This is a genomic window from Streptomyces sp. HP-A2021, assembly GCF_022807935.1.
Taxonomy (GTDB): domain Bacteria; phylum Actinomycetota; class Actinomycetes; order Streptomycetales; family Streptomycetaceae; genus Streptomyces; species Streptomyces afghaniensis.
This window is the reverse complement of the sequence record NZ_CP094344.1, coordinates 8,326,474-8,344,102: the sequence shown is the minus strand read 5'-3', so window position 1 is coordinate 8,344,102 and position 17,629 is coordinate 8,326,474. Positions and strand designations below refer to the sequence as shown.

Below are 17,629 nucleotides of genomic sequence, written 5' to 3'. Positions count from 1 at the left end.
GTTAATCAAAAAAATTTCGGGGTCGCGGGCAACCTCCGGGGGCCTTGTCGCGTCCGCCCCGCGACGCGACGCCCCCGGAGGAGAACGCCGGTTAGCGGATCGGCGTGCCCGACAGCGTCCGAGCGATCACCAGGCGCTGGATCTCGCTGGTGCCTTCGAAGATCGTGTAGATCGCCGCGTCCCGGTGCATCCGCTCCACCGGGTACTCCCGCGTGTAGCCGTTGCCGCCGAGGATCTGGATCGCCTGGGCCGTGACGTTCTTGGCCGTCTCGCTCGCGAACAGCTTGGACATCGAACCCTCGGCCGCCGTGAACGGCTTGCCGTTGACCGCCATCCAGGAGGCGCGCCAGACGAGGAGCCGGGCCGCGTCGATGGACGTGCGCATGTCCGCGAGTTGGAACGCCACGCCCTGGTTGTCGATGATCGGCCGCCCGAACTGCTCCCGGGTCTTGGCGTAGTCGAGGGCGACCTCGTACGCGGCACGGGCGGTGCCGACCGCCATGGCGCCGACGGCCGGGCGCGAGGCCTCGAAGGTGGCCATGGCCGCGTTCTTCACGCGCTCCCCGCCCTGCTTGGCCTTCTCCCGGGCCCGGGCGAGCCGCTCGTCCAGCTTCTCCTTGCCGCCGAGCAGACAGGAGCCGGGAACGCGCACGTTGTCCAGGATGACCTCGGCGGTGTGCGAGGCACGGATGCCGTGCTTCTTGAACTTCTGCCCCTGGGACAGGCCTTCGGTGCCCGGCGGGACGATGAAGGAGGCGTGGCCCTTGGAGCCGAGCTCCGGGTCGACGACCGCGACCACGACATGGACGTTGGCGATACCGCCGTTGGTCGCCCAGGTCTTGGTGCCGTTGATCACCCACTCGTCCTTGGCCTCGTCGTACACGGCCCGGGTGCGCATGGAGGCGACGTCCGAGCCGGCGTCGGGCTCGGAGGAGCAGAAGGCGGCGACCTTGACGTCGTTGGCATCGCCGTACATCTGCGGGATCCAGGTGCCGATCTGCTCCTCGGTGCCGTTGGCGAGGACGCCGACGGCGGCGAGACCGGTGCCGACGATGGACAGGGCTATGCCCGCGTCGCCCCAGAACAGCTCCTCCATCGCCATGGGGATGCCGAGGCCGGTGGGGTCGAAGTACTGCTGGGCGTAGAAGTCCAGGGAGTAGATGCCGACCTTGGCGGCCTCCTGGATGACCGGCCAGGGAGTCTCCTCACGCTCGTCCCATTCGGCGGCCGCGGGGCGGATCACATCGGCCGCGAAGCCGTGCAGCCAGTCCCGGACCTCCTTCTGTTCGTCGTTGAGCTCCATGGTGAACTCGGCCATGTCGTCCCCTCCAGCGGCACACATGCATGTTACTTGCGGTAACACCAGTCTGTTACCGGTGGGTAGTCGAAGTCAACTCCTACCGACCGGTCGGCACCCGTTCGATGTCCGGGGCATGTTTGAGTGTTAGTTTGCGCAGGCGTCATCGAATCAGCACGGGTGGGGAGAGCACATGGACACCACGCAGCGGACGGACCAGCAACGGTCCGCCGACCGCCGACGGCGTGAGCTGCTGGAAGCCGCCGACCGAGTGGTGCTGCGCGACGGTCCGCATGCCTCGATGAACGCGATCGCGGCGGAGGCCGGCATCACCAAGCCGATCCTCTACCGGCACTTCGGTGACAAGGGCGGACTATACGCCGCCCTCGCCAAGCGGCACACGGACGCGCTGCTGGACTCGCTCCGGGCGGCGCTGGACGCGCCCGCGGAGAGGCGGGAGCGGGTCGAGGCGACACTGGACACGTATCTCGCGGCCATCGAGGCGCGGCCTCAGGTGTACCGGTTCCTGATGCATCCCGCGGAGGGGGGCCAGCCGGGAGATCCGGGGTTCGATGTCGGCAAGCACAGTGCGCCGTTGCTGCGGCGGATGGGGGAGGAACTCGCCCAGGTCATCGAGGAGCGGCTGGATCTCGGGCCGGGTGGGCAGCAGCTGGCGCGGGTGTGGGGGCACGGGATTGTCGGCATGATGCATGCGGCCGGGGATTGGTGGCTGGGGGAACGGCCTTGTTCTCGTGCGGAGTTGGTGCGGAGTTTGGCTGATCTGTTGTGGGGGCGGCTTGCGGCTGCGGGGGATCGGGTGGGGGGCCCGGGGTTCTGACCGTCGTTTTCCGTTTTGCCGCCGGTGGGGGCTGATCACGCAGTTCCCCGCGCCCCTGAGTTACTCACCCACTCGGCGCCATGAAGCCCGGGCCACCTGGCGCATCAGTTTGCGGTGGCGCCAGCCGCTGAGGTGGTCCGCGTAGATGCGGCCCTCCACGTGGTCGTACTCGTGCTGGAGGCAGCGGGCGAAGAAGCCCGAGCCGTGCACCGTGATCGGGTCGCCGGTCATCGTGAAGCCGTCGACCACCGCGTGGTCGTAACGCTCCGTGCCCGCTTCCAGGCCCGGCAGGGACAAGCAGCCCTCCGGGCCCCGGATCACCACTCCGTCCGCCTCGACCAGGCGCGGGTTGACCACATGGCCGACATGCCGGACGTCCTCGTCGTCGGGGCAGTCGTAGACGAAGACGCGCAGCGGCTCGCCGATCTGGTTGGCGGCGAGGCCGACGCCCTGGGCGGCGTACATGGTCGCGAACAAGTCCTCGACGAGCCGGGCCAGTTCGGGGCCGAAGTCGGTGACCTCCGCGCAGCGGGTGTGCAGGAGCGGGTCGCCGTGCAGGGTGAGGGGTCTCACGTGGCCGTGGGCGCCGGGGATGGAGCTGTTTCGCATGGCGGCAAGAGTAAGGTCCCTGTCATTCCGCGCCTCCCACACGAGTTCACCACAGTGCCGCGGTTCGGGAGTGCTAATGGATCTCGATAGGCTGAGGTCCACACCACGTGGCCGTCAGGCTTCAAGGCGCGGCGCGTACGCAAGGAGGATCGAGAACTGATGGCAGGCAACTCGGACCCGCTCTCGCCGCGGGCCAAGCTGGCCGTGACCGCGGGCAAGGCGGTCGCGGCGGCATCCCGCGCCGCGGGGCGCGGCAGCGGTTCGGTGATCGGCGGCCGGGTGGCGCTCAAGCTCGACCCCGACCTCCTCGCCCGGCTCGCGCAGAACCTGGACGTGATCCTGGTCTCGGCGACGAACGGCAAGACCACGACCACCCGGCTCATCGCCGAGGCCCTGCGCGCGGCGGGACCGGTCGTCTCCAACGCGCTCGGCGCGAACATGCCGGCCGGTATCACCTCGGCGCTCGCGGGCAGCTCGGACGCCCGGTACGGCGTGATCGAGGTCGACGAGAAGTACCTCGCCGGCGTCGCCCGGGACACCGCGCCGAAGTGCATCGCCCTGCTCAACCTCTCCCGCGACCAGCTCGACCGCGCCGCCGAGACCCGCATGCTCGCCGAGAACTGGCGGGAGGGGCTCGCCGGCTCCAAGTCCGTGGTGGTGGCCAACTGCGACGACCCGCTGGTGGTATGGGCGGCGTCTTCCTCCCCCAATGTGATCTGGGTCGCGGCCGGGCAGATGTGGAAGGACGACGCCTGGTCCTGCCCGTCGTGCGGTGGCGTGATGCAGCGCCCGGGCGACGACTGGTACTGCGGTGAGTGCGGCTTCCGCCGTCCGACGCCGAGCTGGGCGCTCTCCGGCGACCACGTCCTGGACCCGCACGGCTCCGCGTGGCCGATCCACCTCCAGCTGCCCGGCCGCGCCAACAAGGCCAACGCCGCCTCCTCGGCCGCCGTCGCCGCCGTGTTCGGCGTGCCGCCGCAGGTCGCGCTGGAGCGCATGTACCAGGTGCAGGCGGTGGCCGGCCGGTACGACGTCGTCCAGTTCCAGGGCCGTGACCTCAGGCTCCTCCTCGCGAAGAACCCGGCCGGCTGGCTGGAGACGTTCTCCCTGATCGACCCGCCGCCCGCCCCGGTCATCCTGTCCGTGAACGCGCGCTCCGCCGACGGCACCGACACCTCCTGGCTGTGGGACGTCGACTACACGCGTCTGACCGGCCACCCGATCTGCGTCGTCGGCGACCGGCGGCTGGACCTCGCGGTGCGCCTGGAAGTCGCCGACCAGCACTTCCAGGTGTACGAGAACCTCGACCAGGCCGTGGCGGCGTGCCCGCCGGGACGGATCGAGGTCATCGCCAACTACACGGCGTTCCAGGACCTGCGCCGCCGGGTCGGCAACTGAGCACGAGACGTCAGGGGACTTTTGTGAGCGACAACCAACTGCGGGTCGTCTGGATCTATCCCGACCTGCTCAGCACCTACGGCGACCAGGGCAACGTCCTCGTCGTGCAGCGCCGGGCCCAGCAGCGCGGCCTGGACGTGGCGCGGCTGGACGTGCGCAGCGACCAGGCGATCCCGACGTCCGGCGACATCTACCTGATCGGCGGCGGCGAGGACCGTCCCCAGCGGCTCGCGGCCGAGCGGCTGCGCCGGGACGGCGGACTGACCCGGGCCGTGGAGAACGGCGCCATCGTGTTCTCCGTGTGCGCCGGCTACCAGATCCTCGGCCACGAGTTCATCAATGACCTCGGCCAGCGCGAGCCCGGCCTCGGCCTGCTGGACGTGGTGTCGGTACGCGGCGAGGGCGCGCGCTGCGTCGGCGACGTGCTGGGCGACATCGACCCGCGCCTCGGCCTGCCCCCGCTGACCGGCTTCGAGAACCACCAGGGCGTCACCCACCTCGGCCCCACGGCCCGCCCGCTCGCGAACGTGCGCTTCGGCAACGGCAACGGCACGGGCGACGGCACGGAGGGCGCGTACAACGACACCGTGTTCGGCACGTACATGCACGGCCCGGTGCTGGCACGCAACCCGCTGATCGCGGACCTGCTGCTGAAGCTGGCCCTCGACGTCAACGCGCTGCCGCCGACGGACGACCGCTGGTACGAGGCACTTCGCAACGAGCGCATCGCGGCTGCGCAGCAGCCCGCCTAGGCCAACAGCGTGCGTTCAGCACGCGTCAACCTGCTGGTCAACAGCCCGTCTGACGGCACATCCGCACAGGTGAGCGGGGTCGTCCAGCAGGCGGACGCGTGCTTCGGTCCGGCCCCTCGATGCCGCTAGGGTGGCGGGGATTCGAGCCGGACAACGTGGTCCGGCCCCGGCCCACGTTGAGAAGGTTTTCGGGCTATGCGCATTGGTGTCCTCACGTCCGGCGGCGACTGCCCCGGCCTGAACGCCGTCATCCGGTCCGTCGTGCACCGCGCCGTCGTCGACCACGGCGACGAGGTCATCGGCTTCCGGGACGGCTGGAAGGGCCTCCTGGAGTGCGACTACCTCAAGCTCGACCTCGACGCGGTGGGTGGCATCCTCGCCCGCGGCGGCACGATTCTCGGGTCCTCCCGGGTCCAGCCCTCCCATCTGCGGGACGGTGTGGAGCGGGCCAAGGGCCATGTCGAGGAGCTCGGCCTCGACGCGATCATCCCCATCGGCGGCGAGGGCACCCTCAAGGCCGCGCGGCTGATGTCGGACAGCGGCCTGCCCGTCGTGGGTGTGCCGAAGACCATCGACAACGACATCGCGGTCACGGACGTCACGTTCGGCTTCGACACGGCCGTCGGGGTGGCGACCGAGGCCCTGGACCGGCTGAAGACCACCGCCGAGTCCCACCAGCGGGTGCTGGTGGTGGAGGTCATGGGTCGGCACACCGGCTGGATCGCGCTGCACTCCGGCATGGCGGCCGGCGCGCACGCCATCGTCGTACCCGAGCGGCCCTTCGACATAGAGGAGCTGACCAAGAGGGTCGGCGAGCGGTTCGAGGCGGGCAAGCGCTTCGCGATCGTGGTGGCGGCGGAGGGGGCCAAGCCCCGCGCCGGGACCATGGAGTTCGACGAGGGCGGCAAGGACATCTACGGGCACGAGCGGTTCGCCGGGATCGCCCGTCAGCTGTCGGTCGAGCTGGAGGGGCGGCTGGGAAAGGAAGCCCGGCCGGTGATCCTCGGGCATGTGCAGCGGGGCGGCACTCCGACCGCCTACGACCGGGTGCTGGCCACGCGGTTCGGGTGGCACGCCGTGGAGGCCGTGCACCGGGGCGAGTTCGGGCAGATGACCGCGCTGCGGGGCACCGACATCGTGATGGTGTCGTTGGCCGAGGCCGTGGAGACGCTGAAGACCGTGCCGGAGGACCGGTACGCCGAGGCGGAGTGCGTTCTCTGAGACTCCCGCACCCCTGAGCACCTCTTACCGCCCCCGGTCACCTGTGTGACCGGGGGCGGTTCTACTCTTGGGGCGGACAGATTGCTGCACACCCCCACGAAACAGGAGCCGGCGGTATGGATCACAGCGGGCACGGCATGACCATGGATCTGCCGCCGTTCACGCTGGGACGAGGTCTGGAGTGGTCGGCGGACCCGTTCTTCCTCGTCGCGTGCCTGGCCGGGCTGGCGCTGTACGGGTGGGGTGTCGTGCGGCTGCTGCGGCGCGGTGACAAGTGGCCGGTGGGACGTACGGTCGCCTACGTCATCGGTGTCCTGAGCATCGTGCTCATGATGTGCACCCGGCTGAACGACTACGGCATGGTCATGTTCAGCGTGCACATGGTGCAGCACATGGTGATCAGCATGGTGTCGCCCATCCTGATCCTGCTCGGGGCGCCGATCACGCTCGCGCTGCGGGCGCTGCCGACGGCGGGACGGAGCCGCAAGGGGCCGCGTGAGCTGCTGCTGATGTTCCTGCACAGCCGGTACATGCGGATCATCACGCACCCGGCGTTCACGATCCCCCTGTTCATCGCGAGCCTGTACGGGCTGTACTTCACGCCGCTGTTCGACACCCTGATGGGCTCCAAGGCGGGGCACATCGGGATGATGGTGCACTTCCTCGCGGTCGGCCTGGTGTTCTTCTGGCCGATCATGGGCGTGGACCCGGGCCCGCACCGGCCGGGCTATCTGATGCGGATGCTGGAGCTGTTCGCGGGCATGCCGTTCCACGCGTTCTTCGGGATCGCGCTGATGATGGCGTCCGAGCCGATGGTCGAGACGTTCAAGAACCCGCCCGCCTCGCTCGGCATCGAGGCGCTCTCCGACCAGAACGCGGCGGGCGGCATCGCCTGGGCGTTCAGCGAGATCCCGTCCGTGCTGGTGCTGGTCGCGCTGCTGTTCCAGTGGTACGCCTCGGACCAGCGTCAGGCCAGGCGTGAGGACCGGGCCGCCGACCGCGACGGGGACAAGGAACTCGAGGCGTACAACGCCTATTTGAGCTCGCTGCACGCACGGGGAAACTGACTTTTCCCACGCCCCGCTTCGCCCATTCGTCCTCGCTCTGCTCTTTCTCCACAACGCGGTTGCATAGCATTTTCCTTCAGTAGCATGAAACGCGTCGGGGGAACCGCAGGGGGGAGCGGTGATGCGGAGGTTCGCTGTCCTGGTCGCTTTTCTGCTGGCTCTCGGGGGGTGCGATTCGGGCGGGTCTTTGTTCGAGGTGAAGGCGGTCGCCGCGGGAGTTCCGTCCCTGGCGCCCTTCTTCGCCGAGGACAGCGGGCTCGGCCGGGACAGGCAGGTGCGGTCGCGGGCCGTGCCGGGTGGCCTGCAACAGGGGGACACACCGGGGCTGTACGGCGGGACGAAGCAGCCGGGGATCTGTGATGTCGAGCGGCTGAAGCGGTTCCTCACCGCGCCGCGCAACGATCGTAAGGCGCGGGCATGGGCGGCCGCGCTCGACCTTCGTACGGACGAGATTCCGGGATATCTCGACCGGCTCACACCGGTTCTCCTGCGTCACGACACTCTCGCGCTGAACCACGACTACAAAAAGGGAAAGGCTGTTCCCTTCCGTGCCCTCCTCCAGGCGGGAATCGCGATTCTCGTCGACGAGCAGGGACTTCCATCGGTCAAATGTTCGTGCGGAAATCCGCTGCGGCCCTTCGAGGGCGACACGAGCCGGATATCCGTCACGTTCGGGGACGGCAACGAGAAGTGGCACGGGTACGACCGCGCCGAGGTGGTCGTCGTACGGCCCGCTCCCCGGAAGCTGGAGCGCATCGCCCTCGTCGACGTCCGGGACCCCGGCCGGGGCATCGAACGGCCCGTCGGCACGACCGGTGAGGCGGACGCCGGCTTCGACGCGACGGAGCGGCGGGCCGTGCCGCGTCTTGCCGGGACGACGTTCGGGGAGGCGAGCCGGCGGCTGGCCGATGTGGGGCTGGCGGTCGCGTTCAGGGGTGACGAGCCGCCTGCGGACCGTGCGCGGGTCATCGCCTCCGACCCGGGTGCGGGGGTCGGGCTGCGGTTCGGGGCGTATGTGACGCTGAGCGTGGCAGCCGAGTCGGGGACGGACGGGCGTACTGAGGGTACGGCGACACCTGCGCCCTCGGCGTCCACTCCCCCTGCCGGCTCCAGGCCTCCGACGAGTGCCGGGCCCACGCCGTCCCGGCAGTCCCCGTCCAAGGCGCCGCCCGGCTCCGTGCCGCCGGCTGCGTCGAGCGCCGCGCCCAGGAGCAGTGCGGCGCCCACGACGACCGGCTCACCGCCGCAGGTCACCAGCTCCCCTCCCCCGCAGGTCACCAGCTCGCCTCCCGCCCGTGCACCGGTCACGAGCAGCGCGCCGCCGCCGGTGAGCAGCACGCCCGCGTCCAGCGCTCCCGCGACGACCGCCCCTGTGAGCACCGTCCCTACCACCAGCGCCCCGGCGACGACCGCCCCGGCGACCAGCCCGCCCACCCCGAGCACCACCGTCTAGCACCGCACCCCCGCCGAACCCTGGAGTCACCGGATGTCCTCAGGATCACCGACGTCGGGAGTGGGCCGGGTCGTCGCCGGCCGTTATCTGCTGCTGCGCCGGCTCGGCAGCGGCGGCATGGGGCACGTCTGGCTCGCCCACGACCAGAGACTCGCCTGCGAGGTCGCGTTGAAGGAGATCGTGTTCCGCGACCCTGCCGAGGCAGGAAACGAGCGGGAGGCGCGGGTCGCGCGGGCCCGGGCGGAGGCCCGGCACGCGGCCGGGCTGCGCGGACACCCGCACGTGGTGACGGTGCACGACGTGCTGGAGCACGAGGGGCTGCCGTGGATCGTGATGGAGTACGTGACGGGCGCCGTGGACCTGCGGGAGCTGGTGACCCGCCGCGGGCCGCTCGCCCCGGCCGAGTGTGCCCGCGTCGGCCTCGCCGTGCTGGACGCGCTGACCGCGGGGCACGAGCGGGGCGTGATGCACCGCGACGTGAAGCCGGCCAACATCCTGCTCGCGCCGGACCGCGCGGGCTCGCCGTACGGGCGGGTCCTGCTCACCGACTACGGCATCTCCGTGCAGCCGGACGCCGGTGAGACGCGGTACACGATGGCGTCCGTGCTGGTCGGCACGGCGGGGTATCTGGCGCCGGAGCGGGCCTCCGGCAGTACACCGACGCCGGCCGCCGACCTCTTCTCGCTGGGCTGCACGCTGTACTTCGGCGTCGAGGGCCGCGGCCCCTTCGAGCGGGAGTCGCACCTGGCGGCGCTCACCGCGGTGGTCATGGAGGAGCCGCTTGTGCCGCTACGGGCCGGGGCTCTGGAACCCGTGCTGCACGGGCTGCTCGCCAAGGATCCGGAGTTGCGGATGACCGCCCAGGAGGCGGAGGCCGGGCTGTCGGGGCTCGTCACGCCCCATGCGGAGGCGTTCGAGCGGACCCGGACGGATCCCGGGTCGCCGTCCCCGTGGGAGACCCCGCCGGTGCCGTCCTCCGGGCCGGGCGGCATCGGTCCCGGCGCCGCGGCACCCGGCGCACGGCGCCGTCGGCGCTCCCCCGCCCTCCGGGCCGTCGCCGCCTGCGGTCTCGGGCTGGTCCTCGCGCTCGGCGGCGTCTGGTACGCGCTGGCCGACCGGGCGGGCGGTGGGACGGCGTCCGCGCCGTACGGAGACGCCGTGGGTCTGGGGAAGCCGCTCGCGGACGGGGACTGTGTGCTCGCGGACTGGCCGGGCGGAACCCGGTTCGCCGGCACGCCCCGGCTCTCCCTGGATCCGACCTGCCGGGACCAGGCGCCCGACGGGCAGGTGGTGGCGTTCGCCGAGGCGGCGTCGGCGGACGAGGCGCGGAAGCTGGGACCGGCCCGGTGCGAGGAGCTGACCCGGGAGCTGCGGGACCGGCTCGCCGATGTGCGCAGCCACGCCGTCGTGCCGAGCGGCACCGGGTTCGAGGCGGCGGGGCGGCGCACCGCCTGCCTGGTGCTGGGCGCGCACGGGCCGCTGTACGGGCCGCTCGGGGAACGACGTAGGTTCGGTACGGCGTTCGCCGACACCGCGACCATGCAGAAGCGCGACTGCCTGGACGTCCGTTCGAACCGGGAGGCGCGGCTGGTGCCGTGCGGCGGGCGGTACGACCAGCAGGTCCTCGGGTTCACCCGACTGGGCGCGGATGTGACGCTCGCCGAGGCGCGGACCTCGTCGGACGCGGCATGCGCCCGGGACGTGGCACCGCGCGACTACGGCTTCGACCCGTCCGTCTACGAGGCCGGTTCGTGGACCAGCGACGGACCCTGGAAATCCGGTACTCATGTCGTCGTCTGCACCGTCAGGAGGCAGAACGGGGGCACCATGGGGGGAACAGAACCATGAGGAGGGTGTTGCGATGCCCGGTTCCACGAACGGTTCGAACGCGACGAAGACCATGGGAGGCATCACCGTCGGCGGCCTCGTCCTGGTGACGGCCTACACGGTGGCGCTCGGCAGCAACGGCTGGCTGTGGTTCGGCTGGGTCGTCCTGGGCCTGATCACCCTCGGGATGGTGGTCACCACGAAGAGCACCTGAGATCACTCCCGGGTCAGCCGTCCGGCCGAGTGCACGCCCGGCTGGTACTTCGGGAGCCGGACGGTGATCTTCATGCCCGCACCCGTGGCGGTCTCGATGACGAGGCCGTGGTCGTCGCCGTAGACCTGGCGGAGCCGGTCGTCGACGTTGGAGAGCCCTATGCCGCCCGAGGGGCTGACCTCGCGGGCGAGGATGCGGCGGAGCAGGCCGGGGTCCATGCCCGCGCCGTCGTCCTCGATGACGACCAGGGCCTCGGCGCCCGCGTCCTGGGCCGTGATCTGGATGTGGCACTTGTCGGCCTTGCCCTCCAGGCCGTGCTTGACGGCGTTCTCGACGAGCGGCTGGAGGCACAGGAAGGGCAGGGCGACGGGCAGTACCTCCGGGGCGATCTGGAGGGTGACGGAGAGGCGGTCGCCGAAGCGTGCCCGCACGAGCGCCAGGTAGTGGTCGATGGCGTGCAGTTCGTCGGCGAGGGTCGTGAAGTCACCGTGCCGGCGGAACGAGTAGCGGGTGAAGTCGGCGAATTCCAGGAGCAGTTCACGGGCGCGCTCGGGGTCGGTGCGGACGAACGAGGCGATCACCGCGAGCGAGTTGAAGATGAAGTGCGGGGATATCTGGGCCCGCAGCGCCTTGATCTCGGCCTCGATGAGGCGGGTGCGGGACTGGTCCAGGTCCGCCAGCTCCAGCTGTACGGACACCCAGCGGGCCACCTCGCCGGCCGCCCGGACGAGGACCGCGGATTCGCGGGGCGCGCAGGCGACGAGGGCGCCGTGCACGCGGTCGTCGACGGTGAGCGGGGCGACGACCGCCCAGCGCACCGGGCAGTCGAGGAGGTCGCAGGTCAGCTGGAAGGCCTCGCCGCGGCCGGTCTCCAGAGGGCCGGCGAGGCGTTCCATGATCTCGGTGCGGTGGTGGGCGCCGTCGCCGTCCCAGACCAGGACCTGTTTGCGGTCGGTGAGGCACAGGGCGTCCGTGCCGAGCAGGGAGCGCAGTTTGCGGGCGGACTTGCGGGCGGTCTCCTCCGTCAGCCCGGCCCGCAGCGGGGGTGCGGCGAGGGAGGCGGTGTGCAGGGTCTCGAACGTGGCGTGTTCGACGGGCGTGCCCAGACCGCCGAGGCTCTTGGGGCGTGCCGTGCGCCGGCCGAGCCAGACCCCCAGCGCCAGGACCGGGAGCACGGCGACGCACAGGCCCGCCAGGAATCCGCTCATGCCGTCACCTCCGTGCGCAGTTCCTCGGGCAGGTGGAACCGGGCCAGGACCGCCGCCGTACCCGGCGGCACCCGGCCGGGGGTGGCCAGGGAGACCAGGATCATGGTGAGGAAGCCCAGCGGCACCGACCAGAGCGCGGGCCAGGCGAGCAGGGCGTGCAGCGCGCCCGCGCCCGGGTAGCCCGCCATGGTCGCGGCGACGGCGAGCAGGGCCGAGCCGCCGCCGACCAGCATGCCGGCGGCCGCGCCGGGCGGGGTGAGCCGCCGCCACCAGATGCCGAGGACGAGCAGCGGGCAGAACGACGACGCGGACACGGCGAAGGCGAGCCCCACCGCGTCGGCCACCGGGAGCCCGCCGACCAGGACGCTCGCGGCGAGGGGCATGGACATCGCGAGGACGGTCCCGAGCCGGAAGTGCCGTACGCCGCGCGCGGGCAGGACGTCCTGGGTGAGCACGCCCGCGACGGCCATGGTGAGCCCCGAGGCCGTGGAAAGGAACGCGGCGAAGGCGCCGCCCGCCACCAGCGCGCCCAGCAGATCGCCGCCCACTCCCCCGATGATGCGGTCGGGCAGCAGGAGGACGGCGGCGTCCGTGTCGCCGGTGAGGGTGAGTTCGGGGGCGTAGAGGCGGCCGAGGGCGCCGTAGACGGGCGGCAGGAGGTAGAAGGCGCCGACCAGGCCGAGGACCGCGACGGTGGTGCGGCGGGCCGCGACGCCGTGCGGGCTGGTGTAGAAGCGGACCACCACGTGCGGCAGGCCCATGGTGCCGAGGAACGTGGCGAGGATCAGCCCGTACGTGGCGTACAGCGGGCGTTCCTCGCGGCTCTCGGCCTGTGCGGGCGACAGGTCGCCGCCACCACTGCGCTGCGCCTTCGGGACGGCCGCTCCCTCGGCGAAGGTGAGCCGGGTGCCGCGTTCGACGCGGTGGGTGCCGGCGGGGAGCTCGAGGCGGGTATCGGTGTGCGTACGGCCGTCCACGGTGCCGGTCACCGTGACGGTGAGCGGCCGGTCCAGTTTCAGGTCGATGCTGTCGCCGACGCGGACGACGCGCTGCTCGCGGAAGGTGGCCGGCTCGTCGAAGGCGTGGCGGGGGGCTCCGTCGCTCTGCCAGGCGAGGACCAGGAACAGGGCCGGGACGAGCAGGGCGGTGAGTTTCAGCCAGTACTGGAACGCCTGGACGAAGGTGATGCTGCGCATGCCGCCGGCGGCGACGGTGGCGGTCACGACGACGGCGACGATCACCCCGCCGAGCCAGTCGGGCGCCCCGGTCAGCACGGTCAGGGTCAGTCCGGCCCCCTGGAGCTGGGGCAGCAGATACAGCCAGCCGACGCCGACGACGAAGGCACCGGCCAGCCGCCGCACGGCCTGGGAGGCGAGGCGGGCCTCGGCGAAGTCGGGGAGCGTGTACGCGCCGGAGCGGCGCAGCGGGGCGGCGACGAAGAGGAGCAGGACCAGGTAGCCGGCGGTGTAGCCGACCGGGTACCAGAGCATGTCGGGGCCCTGGACCAGGACCAGGCCCGCTATGCCCAGGAAGGAGGCGGCGGAGAGGTACTCGCCGCTGATGGCGGCGGCGTTGAGGCGGGGGCCGACGGTGCGGGAGGCGACGTAGAAGTCGGAGGTGGTGCGGGAGATGCGCAGGCCGAAGGCGCCGACCAGGACCGTCGCCACGACGACCAGGGCGACGGCGGGGACGGCGTAGTTGGAGTTCATCGGTCTTCGACGAGGCGTACGAAGTCGCGCTCGTTGCGCTCGGCGCGTCGGACGTACCAGCGGGCGAGCAGGACCAGCGGGGCGTAGAGGCCGAAGCCGAGGACGGCCCACTCCAGGCGGCGGGTGTCGGGCATCGCCGCGAAGAGCAGCGGGAGCGGGCCGATGAGCAGGCCGAGGATCGCGAAGACGGTGAGGGCCGCGCGCAGTTGGGTGCGCATCAGGGAGCGGACGTAGGTGTGACCGAGGGTGGTCTGCTCGTCGATCTCGGTGCGTGGGCGGTAGTAGCCGGAGGCCCTGCGGGTCTGGCGGGGCGGGCCGGTGACGACGACGCGGCGCTCGGTGTGGTCCTGGGGCACCGTCACGTCCTCCTCATGAGCAGGTCGCGCAGCTCGCGCGTGTGGCGCCGGCTGACCTGGAGCTCCTCGGAGCCGACCAGGACGCTGACGGTGCCCGCGTCGAGGCGGAGTTCGCCGATGTGGCGCAGGGCGACGAGGTGGCGGCGGTGGATACGGACGAAGCCGCGGGAGCGCCAGCGCTCCTCCAGGGTGGACAGCGGGATGCGGACCAGGTGGCTGCCCTTGTCGGTGTGCAGCCGGGCGTAGTCGCCCTGGGCCTCGACGTGGGTGATGTCGTCGACGGCGACGAAGCGGGTCACGCCGCCGAGCTCGACGGGTATGTGGTCGGGGTCGGGTTCGCTCACGGGGATGCGGGGCGCGGTGCCGCGGAGCTCGGCGGCACGCCGTACGGCCTCGGCGAGCCGTTCCTTGCGGACGGGTTTGAGGACGTAGTCGACGGCCTTGAGGTCGAAGGCCTGGACGGCGAAGTCCTCATGGGCCGTGACGAACACGACGAGCGGCGGCCGGGCGAACCCGGTGAGCAGGCGGGCCAGGTCGAGGCCGTCGAGCCCGGGCATCTGGATGTCGAGGAAGACGACGTCGATCGCCTCGGGCCCGCCCGGCCCGGACTCCAGGGCCCGGTTGATGCGGCGCAGCGCCTCGGTCGCGTCGCCGGCGCCCTCCGCGCTGCCGATGCGGGGGTCCGCGTGCAGCAGGAAGAGCAGTTCCTCCAGCGAGGGGCGTTCGTCGTCGACAGCGAGGGCGCGCAGCATGAACCCGGAGTGTAGGGGCGATCGGTACGTCTGGACATGTGCCGGGGGCAGACGTCGGCGCGGGATGCCGTGGCCGCGTCGGGCCGGGCGCGGGGCGGGGTGCCGGTGGATACAGTGCCCGCATGAACAGCAGGTCCACGCCGTTCGACGAACTCGACCGGAAGATCATCACCGCGTTGATGGCGAACGCCCGGACGTCCTTCAGTGAGATCGGCACGGCGATCGGGCTGTCGGCCACGGCGGTCAAGCGCCGGGTCGACCGGCTGCGGGAGACGGGCGTGATCACCGGGTTCACGGCCACGGTGAAGCCGTCGGCGCTGGGCTGGCGGACCGAGGCCTACGTCGAGGTGTACTGCGAGGGCGCCGCCCCGCCGCGGCGGCTCGCGGAGGTCGTGCGCGACTACCCGGAGATCACCGCGGCGATGACCGTGACGGGCGGTGCGGACGCGCTGCTGCACGTGCGGGCGCGGGACGTGGAGCACTTCGAGGAGGTGCTGGAGCGGATCCGCCAGGAGCCGTTCATCCGGAAGACGATCAGCGTGATGGTGCTGTCCCATCTGCTCCCGGAGAGCCCGGAGGCGGGTGCCAGTCAGCCGGCGCCGGAGGAGGTCCCGGGCGGCGCAGCAGACGTGCGCTGACCGGCCGCAAGACGCAGCGTTCCTGCGCGAACACGCAACCTTTGTTCCTTGTCGGCCACCTCCGTCAGTTCCTACCGTTGTGTCAATCCCCAGTCACACACCGTGAGGAAGCGGAGGGACCCCTCTGTGCCCGACTCCCGTGTGCCGCGCCGGCGGCGCTACCTCGTCTGCGAACCCAGACACTTCGCCGTGCAGTACGCGATCAACCCGTGGATGCATCCCGACGAACCCGTCGACGTCATCCGCGCCCTGGACCAGTGGCAGGCGCTGGTCGACACCTATCGTGCCCACGGCCATACCGTGGACACTGTGAAACCCGTTCCCGGTCTGCCCGACATGGTCTTCGCCGCGAACGCGGCGGTCGTCGTCGACGGCCGCGTCTTCGGCTCCCTCTTCCACGCGCCCGAGCGCCGCCCCGAATCCGTGCCGTACGAGGCGTGGTTCAAGTCGGAGGGCTACGAGGTCTACCACCCCGAGTCGGTGTGCGAGGGCGAGGGCGACCTGGTGCCGGCCGGCCGCTGGATCCTGGCCGGGACGGGCTTCCGAACCACCCGGGAGGCGCACAGTGAGGTGCAGGAGTACTTCGGGGTGCCGGTGATCAGCCTGACGCTGGTGGACCCGTACTTCTACCACCTGGACACGGCGCTCTTCGTCCTCGACGACGACAACATCGCCTACTACCCCGAGGCGTTCTCGCCGGGCAGCCGCGAGGTGCTGGCCCGGCTGTACCCGGACGCGGTGCTCGCCACCCGCGAGGACGCGATGGCGTTCGGGCTCAACTCCGTCTCCGACGGGCGGCACGTGTTCATCTCACCGGGGGCGACGGCCCTGGCCGGCCGGCTCGCCGGCCGAGGTTACGTCCCCGTCCCCGTCGACCTGTCCGAGTTCCAGAAGGCCGGTGGCGGCATCAAGTGCTGCACCCAGGAGATCCGGGAGATCCGCTCATGACCGCACCCGTCCGCACCGAGGACCCGCAGGAGAGCCGTGGCTCGCGGGAGACCCGTGGCTCGCAGGAGCTGATCCGCGCGGAGGAGCCGGTCCTCGCGCACAACTACCACCCGCTGCCCGTGGTCGTCGCCCGCGCCGAGGGCACCTGGGTGGAGGACGTGGAGGGGCGGCGCTACCTCGACATGCTGGCCGGCTACTCGGCGCTCAACTTCGGGCACCGGCACCCGGCGCTGATCGACGCCGCCCACCGCCAGCTGGACCGGCTGACTCTCACCTCCCGCGCCTTCCACAACGACCGGCTCGCCGAGTTCGCTGAGCGGCTGGCGGCGCTGACCGGCACGGACATGGTGCTGCCCATGAACACCGGTGCGGAGGCGGTGGAGAGCGGGGTGAAGGTGGCCCGCAAGTGGGCGTACGACGTCAAGGGCGTCCCGGCGGACCGGGCGACGATCGTGGTCGCGGCGGACAACTTCCACGGCCGTACGACGACGATCGTCAGCTTCTCCACGGACGAGACGGCCCGGGCGGGCTTCGGGCCCTTCACGCCGGGCTTCCGGATCGTGCCGTACAACGACCTGGCCGCGCTGGAGGCCGCGGTCGACGAGACGACGGCGGCGGTGCTGATCGAGCCGATCCAGGGCGAGGCGGGGGTGATCATCCCGGACGACGGCTACCTGGCCGGCGTGCGCGAGCTGACCCGCCGCAAGGGGTGTCTGTTCGTCGCGGACGAGATCCAGTCCGGGCTCGGCCGTACGGGCAGCACGCTGGCCGTCGAGCACGAGTCGGTCGTGCCGGACGTGGTGCTGCTGGGCAAGGCGCTGGGCGGCGGCATCGTGCCGGTGTCCGCGGTGGTCGGGCGCCGGGAGGTGCTCGGGGTGCTGCACCCCGGGGAGCACGGGTCGACCTTCGGCGGCAACCCGCTGGCGGCCGCGGTCGGCACGGCGGTGGTCGAGCTGCTGGAGACGGGCGAGTTCCAGCGCCGCGCGACCGAGCTGGGCGCGGTGCTGCGGGACGGTCTGACCGGGCTGGTCGGCAAGGGCGTCGTCGGCTTCCGCTCGCGGGGGCTGTGGGCGGGCGTCGACATCGACCCCGCGCTCGGCACGGGCCGCCAGATCAGCGAACGCCTCATGCGGGAGGGAATCCTGGTCAAGGACACCCACGGCTCCACGATCCGCCTGGCCCCACCGCTCACCATCACGACCGAGGAGCTCGAAGGGGCGCTGGGGACGCTGGAGAAGGTGCTGCGGTAAGAGGACAAGGGTTACGGCGCAGGCCGCCCGCGAGCGGGACGGCCTCCGCCGGGCCGAGCCCGCCACCAGCCGCCCCGACCGGCCCCGTACAA

The 17,629-nt window shown here is 71.5% G+C and carries 17 protein-coding genes; 11 read left to right on the top strand and 6 right to left on the bottom strand.

All coding sequences use genetic code 11. The features are described from left to right. Nucleotides 1-91: 91 nt before the first annotated feature. Nucleotides 92-1,318 (bottom strand): acyl-CoA dehydrogenase family protein, encoded by a 1,227-nt coding sequence (locus tag MQE23_RS37735; RefSeq protein ID WP_243381471.1) that lies wholly within the window; start codon nucleotides 1,316-1,318, stop codon nucleotides 92-94. A gap of 172 nt (nucleotides 1,319-1,490) precedes the next feature. On the opposite strand from MQE23_RS37735, the gene MQE23_RS37730 reads away from it, so the two are divergent. Further along, complete coding sequence (locus MQE23_RS37730) at nucleotides 1,491-2,135, top strand: TetR family transcriptional regulator (protein ID WP_243381470.1); 645 nt, start codon at nucleotides 1,491-1,493, stop codon at nucleotides 2,133-2,135. A 60-nt stretch (nucleotides 2,136-2,195) separates the two neighbouring features. Here the strand turns inward: MQE23_RS37730 and def are convergent, their stop codons facing one another. After that, nucleotides 2,196-2,744, bottom strand: a complete 549-nt coding sequence (def, locus tag MQE23_RS37725; protein ID WP_243381469.1) for a peptide deformylase — start codon at nucleotides 2,742-2,744, stop codon at nucleotides 2,196-2,198. 159 nt (nucleotides 2,745-2,903) lie between these two features. Between def and MQE23_RS37720 the strand changes: the two genes are divergently transcribed. The 7 genes from MQE23_RS37720 to MQE23_RS37690 all read left to right on the top strand — a co-directional run bounded on the left by MQE23_RS37720 (nucleotide 2,904) and on the right by MQE23_RS37690 (nucleotide 10,676). Further along, nucleotides 2,904-4,142, top strand: coding sequence for a MurT ligase domain-containing protein (locus MQE23_RS37720; RefSeq protein WP_020275380.1), 1,239 nt, complete (start codon nucleotides 2,904-2,906; stop codon nucleotides 4,140-4,142). Between the two features lie 23 nt (nucleotides 4,143-4,165). Further along, nucleotides 4,166-4,894, top strand: coding sequence for a hypothetical protein (locus tag MQE23_RS37715; protein WP_020275381.1), 729 nt, complete (start codon nucleotides 4,166-4,168; stop codon nucleotides 4,892-4,894). Nucleotides 4,895-5,089: 195 nt separating this feature from the next. Beyond that, the gene (locus MQE23_RS37710; RefSeq protein WP_020275382.1) at nucleotides 5,090-6,115 is read left to right on the top strand and encodes a 6-phosphofructokinase; all 1,026 of its coding nucleotides are present in this window, start codon (nucleotides 5,090-5,092) and stop codon (nucleotides 6,113-6,115) included. 116 nt (nucleotides 6,116-6,231) lie between these two features. After that, complete coding sequence (locus MQE23_RS37705; protein ID WP_020275383.1) at nucleotides 6,232-7,182, top strand: cytochrome c oxidase assembly protein; 951 nt, start codon at nucleotides 6,232-6,234, stop codon at nucleotides 7,180-7,182. A 121-nt stretch (nucleotides 7,183-7,303) separates the two neighbouring features. After that, nucleotides 7,304-8,635, top strand: coding sequence for a PASTA domain-containing protein (locus MQE23_RS37700; RefSeq protein ID WP_243381468.1), 1,332 nt, complete (start codon nucleotides 7,304-7,306; stop codon nucleotides 8,633-8,635). A 33-nt stretch (nucleotides 8,636-8,668) separates the two neighbouring features. Then, nucleotides 8,669-10,483, top strand: coding sequence for a serine/threonine-protein kinase (locus tag MQE23_RS37695; protein WP_243381467.1), 1,815 nt, complete (start codon nucleotides 8,669-8,671; stop codon nucleotides 10,481-10,483). A 13-nt stretch (nucleotides 10,484-10,496) separates the two neighbouring features. Next, nucleotides 10,497-10,676 carry a hypothetical protein gene (locus MQE23_RS37690; RefSeq protein ID WP_020275386.1) on the top strand — a complete coding sequence of 60 codons (180 nt, stop codon included), beginning with the start codon at nucleotides 10,497-10,499 and terminating at the stop codon, nucleotides 10,674-10,676. A gap of 2 nt (nucleotides 10,677-10,678) precedes the next feature. Here MQE23_RS37690 and MQE23_RS37685 read toward each other — a convergent pair whose 3' ends face one another. Genes MQE23_RS37685 through MQE23_RS37670 form a run of 4 tightly spaced genes read right to left on the bottom strand, consistent with a single transcriptional unit; the run spans nucleotide 10,679 to nucleotide 14,701 of the window. Beyond that, a complete protein-coding gene (locus tag MQE23_RS37685; protein ID WP_020275387.1) occupies nucleotides 10,679-11,884 on the bottom strand; it encodes a histidine kinase in 1,206 nt (401 codons plus the stop codon). Beyond that, on the bottom strand, nucleotides 11,881-13,593 hold the full coding sequence (locus MQE23_RS37680) for a cation acetate symporter (protein ID WP_020275388.1): 1,713 nt from the start codon (nucleotides 13,591-13,593) through the stop codon (nucleotides 11,881-11,883). The genes MQE23_RS37685 and MQE23_RS37680 overlap by 4 nt, the downstream gene beginning before the upstream one ends. Next, complete coding sequence (locus MQE23_RS37675; RefSeq protein WP_037671805.1) at nucleotides 13,590-13,949, bottom strand: hypothetical protein; 360 nt, start codon at nucleotides 13,947-13,949, stop codon at nucleotides 13,590-13,592. Before MQE23_RS37675 ends, MQE23_RS37680 begins: the two co-directional genes overlap by 4 nt. A gap of 2 nt (nucleotides 13,950-13,951) precedes the next feature. Further along, nucleotides 13,952-14,701 (bottom strand): LytTR family DNA-binding domain-containing protein, encoded by a 750-nt coding sequence (locus MQE23_RS37670; RefSeq protein ID WP_020275390.1) that lies wholly within the window; start codon nucleotides 14,699-14,701, stop codon nucleotides 13,952-13,954. Between the two features lie 122 nt (nucleotides 14,702-14,823). Here MQE23_RS37670 and MQE23_RS37665 point away from each other — a divergent pair, with 122 nt between their 5' ends. The 3 genes from MQE23_RS37665 to rocD all read left to right on the top strand — a co-directional run bounded on the left by MQE23_RS37665 (nucleotide 14,824) and on the right by rocD (nucleotide 17,537). After that, the gene (locus MQE23_RS37665; RefSeq protein WP_020275391.1) at nucleotides 14,824-15,339 is read left to right on the top strand and encodes an Lrp/AsnC family transcriptional regulator; all 516 of its coding nucleotides are present in this window, start codon (nucleotides 14,824-14,826) and stop codon (nucleotides 15,337-15,339) included. Between the two features lie 126 nt (nucleotides 15,340-15,465). After that, nucleotides 15,466-16,287 (top strand): dimethylargininase, encoded by an 822-nt coding sequence (gene ddaH, locus MQE23_RS37660; RefSeq protein WP_243381466.1) that lies wholly within the window; start codon nucleotides 15,466-15,468, stop codon nucleotides 16,285-16,287. After that, nucleotides 16,284-17,537: an ornithine--oxo-acid transaminase gene (gene rocD / locus MQE23_RS37655; protein ID WP_243381465.1), complete on the top strand. Its 1,254-nt coding sequence runs from the start codon at nucleotides 16,284-16,286 to the stop codon at nucleotides 17,535-17,537. The genes ddaH and rocD overlap by 4 nt, the downstream gene beginning before the upstream one ends. The last annotated feature ends 92 nt before the right edge of the window (nucleotides 17,538-17,629 follow it).

Coding starts and splice junctions, on each gene's coding strand:
- MQE23_RS37695 (WP_243381467.1), top strand. CDS start 8,669: ATGTCCTCAGGATCACCGACGTCGGGAGTGGGCCGGGTCGTCGCCGGC.
- MQE23_RS37710 (WP_020275382.1), top strand. CDS start 5,090: ATGCGCATTGGTGTCCTCACGTCCGGCGGCGACTGCCCCGGCCTGAAC.
- MQE23_RS37690 (WP_020275386.1), top strand. CDS start 10,497: ATGCCCGGTTCCACGAACGGTTCGAACGCGACGAAGACCATGGGAGGC.
- MQE23_RS37735 (WP_243381471.1), bottom strand. CDS start 1,318: ATGGCCGAGTTCACCATGGAGCTCAACGACGAACAGAAGGAGGTCCGG.
- MQE23_RS37665 (WP_020275391.1), top strand. CDS start 14,824: ATGAACAGCAGGTCCACGCCGTTCGACGAACTCGACCGGAAGATCATC.
- MQE23_RS37700 (WP_243381468.1), top strand. CDS start 7,304: ATGCGGAGGTTCGCTGTCCTGGTCGCTTTTCTGCTGGCTCTCGGGGGG.
- MQE23_RS37670 (WP_020275390.1), bottom strand. CDS start 14,701: ATGCTGCGCGCCCTCGCTGTCGACGACGAACGCCCCTCGCTGGAGGAA.
- MQE23_RS37680 (WP_020275388.1), bottom strand. CDS start 13,593: ATGAACTCCAACTACGCCGTCCCCGCCGTCGCCCTGGTCGTCGTGGCG.
- MQE23_RS37720 (WP_020275380.1), top strand. CDS start 2,904: ATGGCAGGCAACTCGGACCCGCTCTCGCCGCGGGCCAAGCTGGCCGTG.
- def (WP_243381469.1), bottom strand. CDS start 2,744: ATGCGAAACAGCTCCATCCCCGGCGCCCACGGCCACGTGAGACCCCTC.
- MQE23_RS37685 (WP_020275387.1), bottom strand. CDS start 11,884: ATGAGCGGATTCCTGGCGGGCCTGTGCGTCGCCGTGCTCCCGGTCCTG.
- MQE23_RS37705 (WP_020275383.1), top strand. CDS start 6,232: ATGGATCACAGCGGGCACGGCATGACCATGGATCTGCCGCCGTTCACG.
- MQE23_RS37730 (WP_243381470.1), top strand. CDS start 1,491: ATGGACACCACGCAGCGGACGGACCAGCAACGGTCCGCCGACCGCCGA.
- rocD (WP_243381465.1), top strand. CDS start 16,284: ATGACCGCACCCGTCCGCACCGAGGACCCGCAGGAGAGCCGTGGCTCG.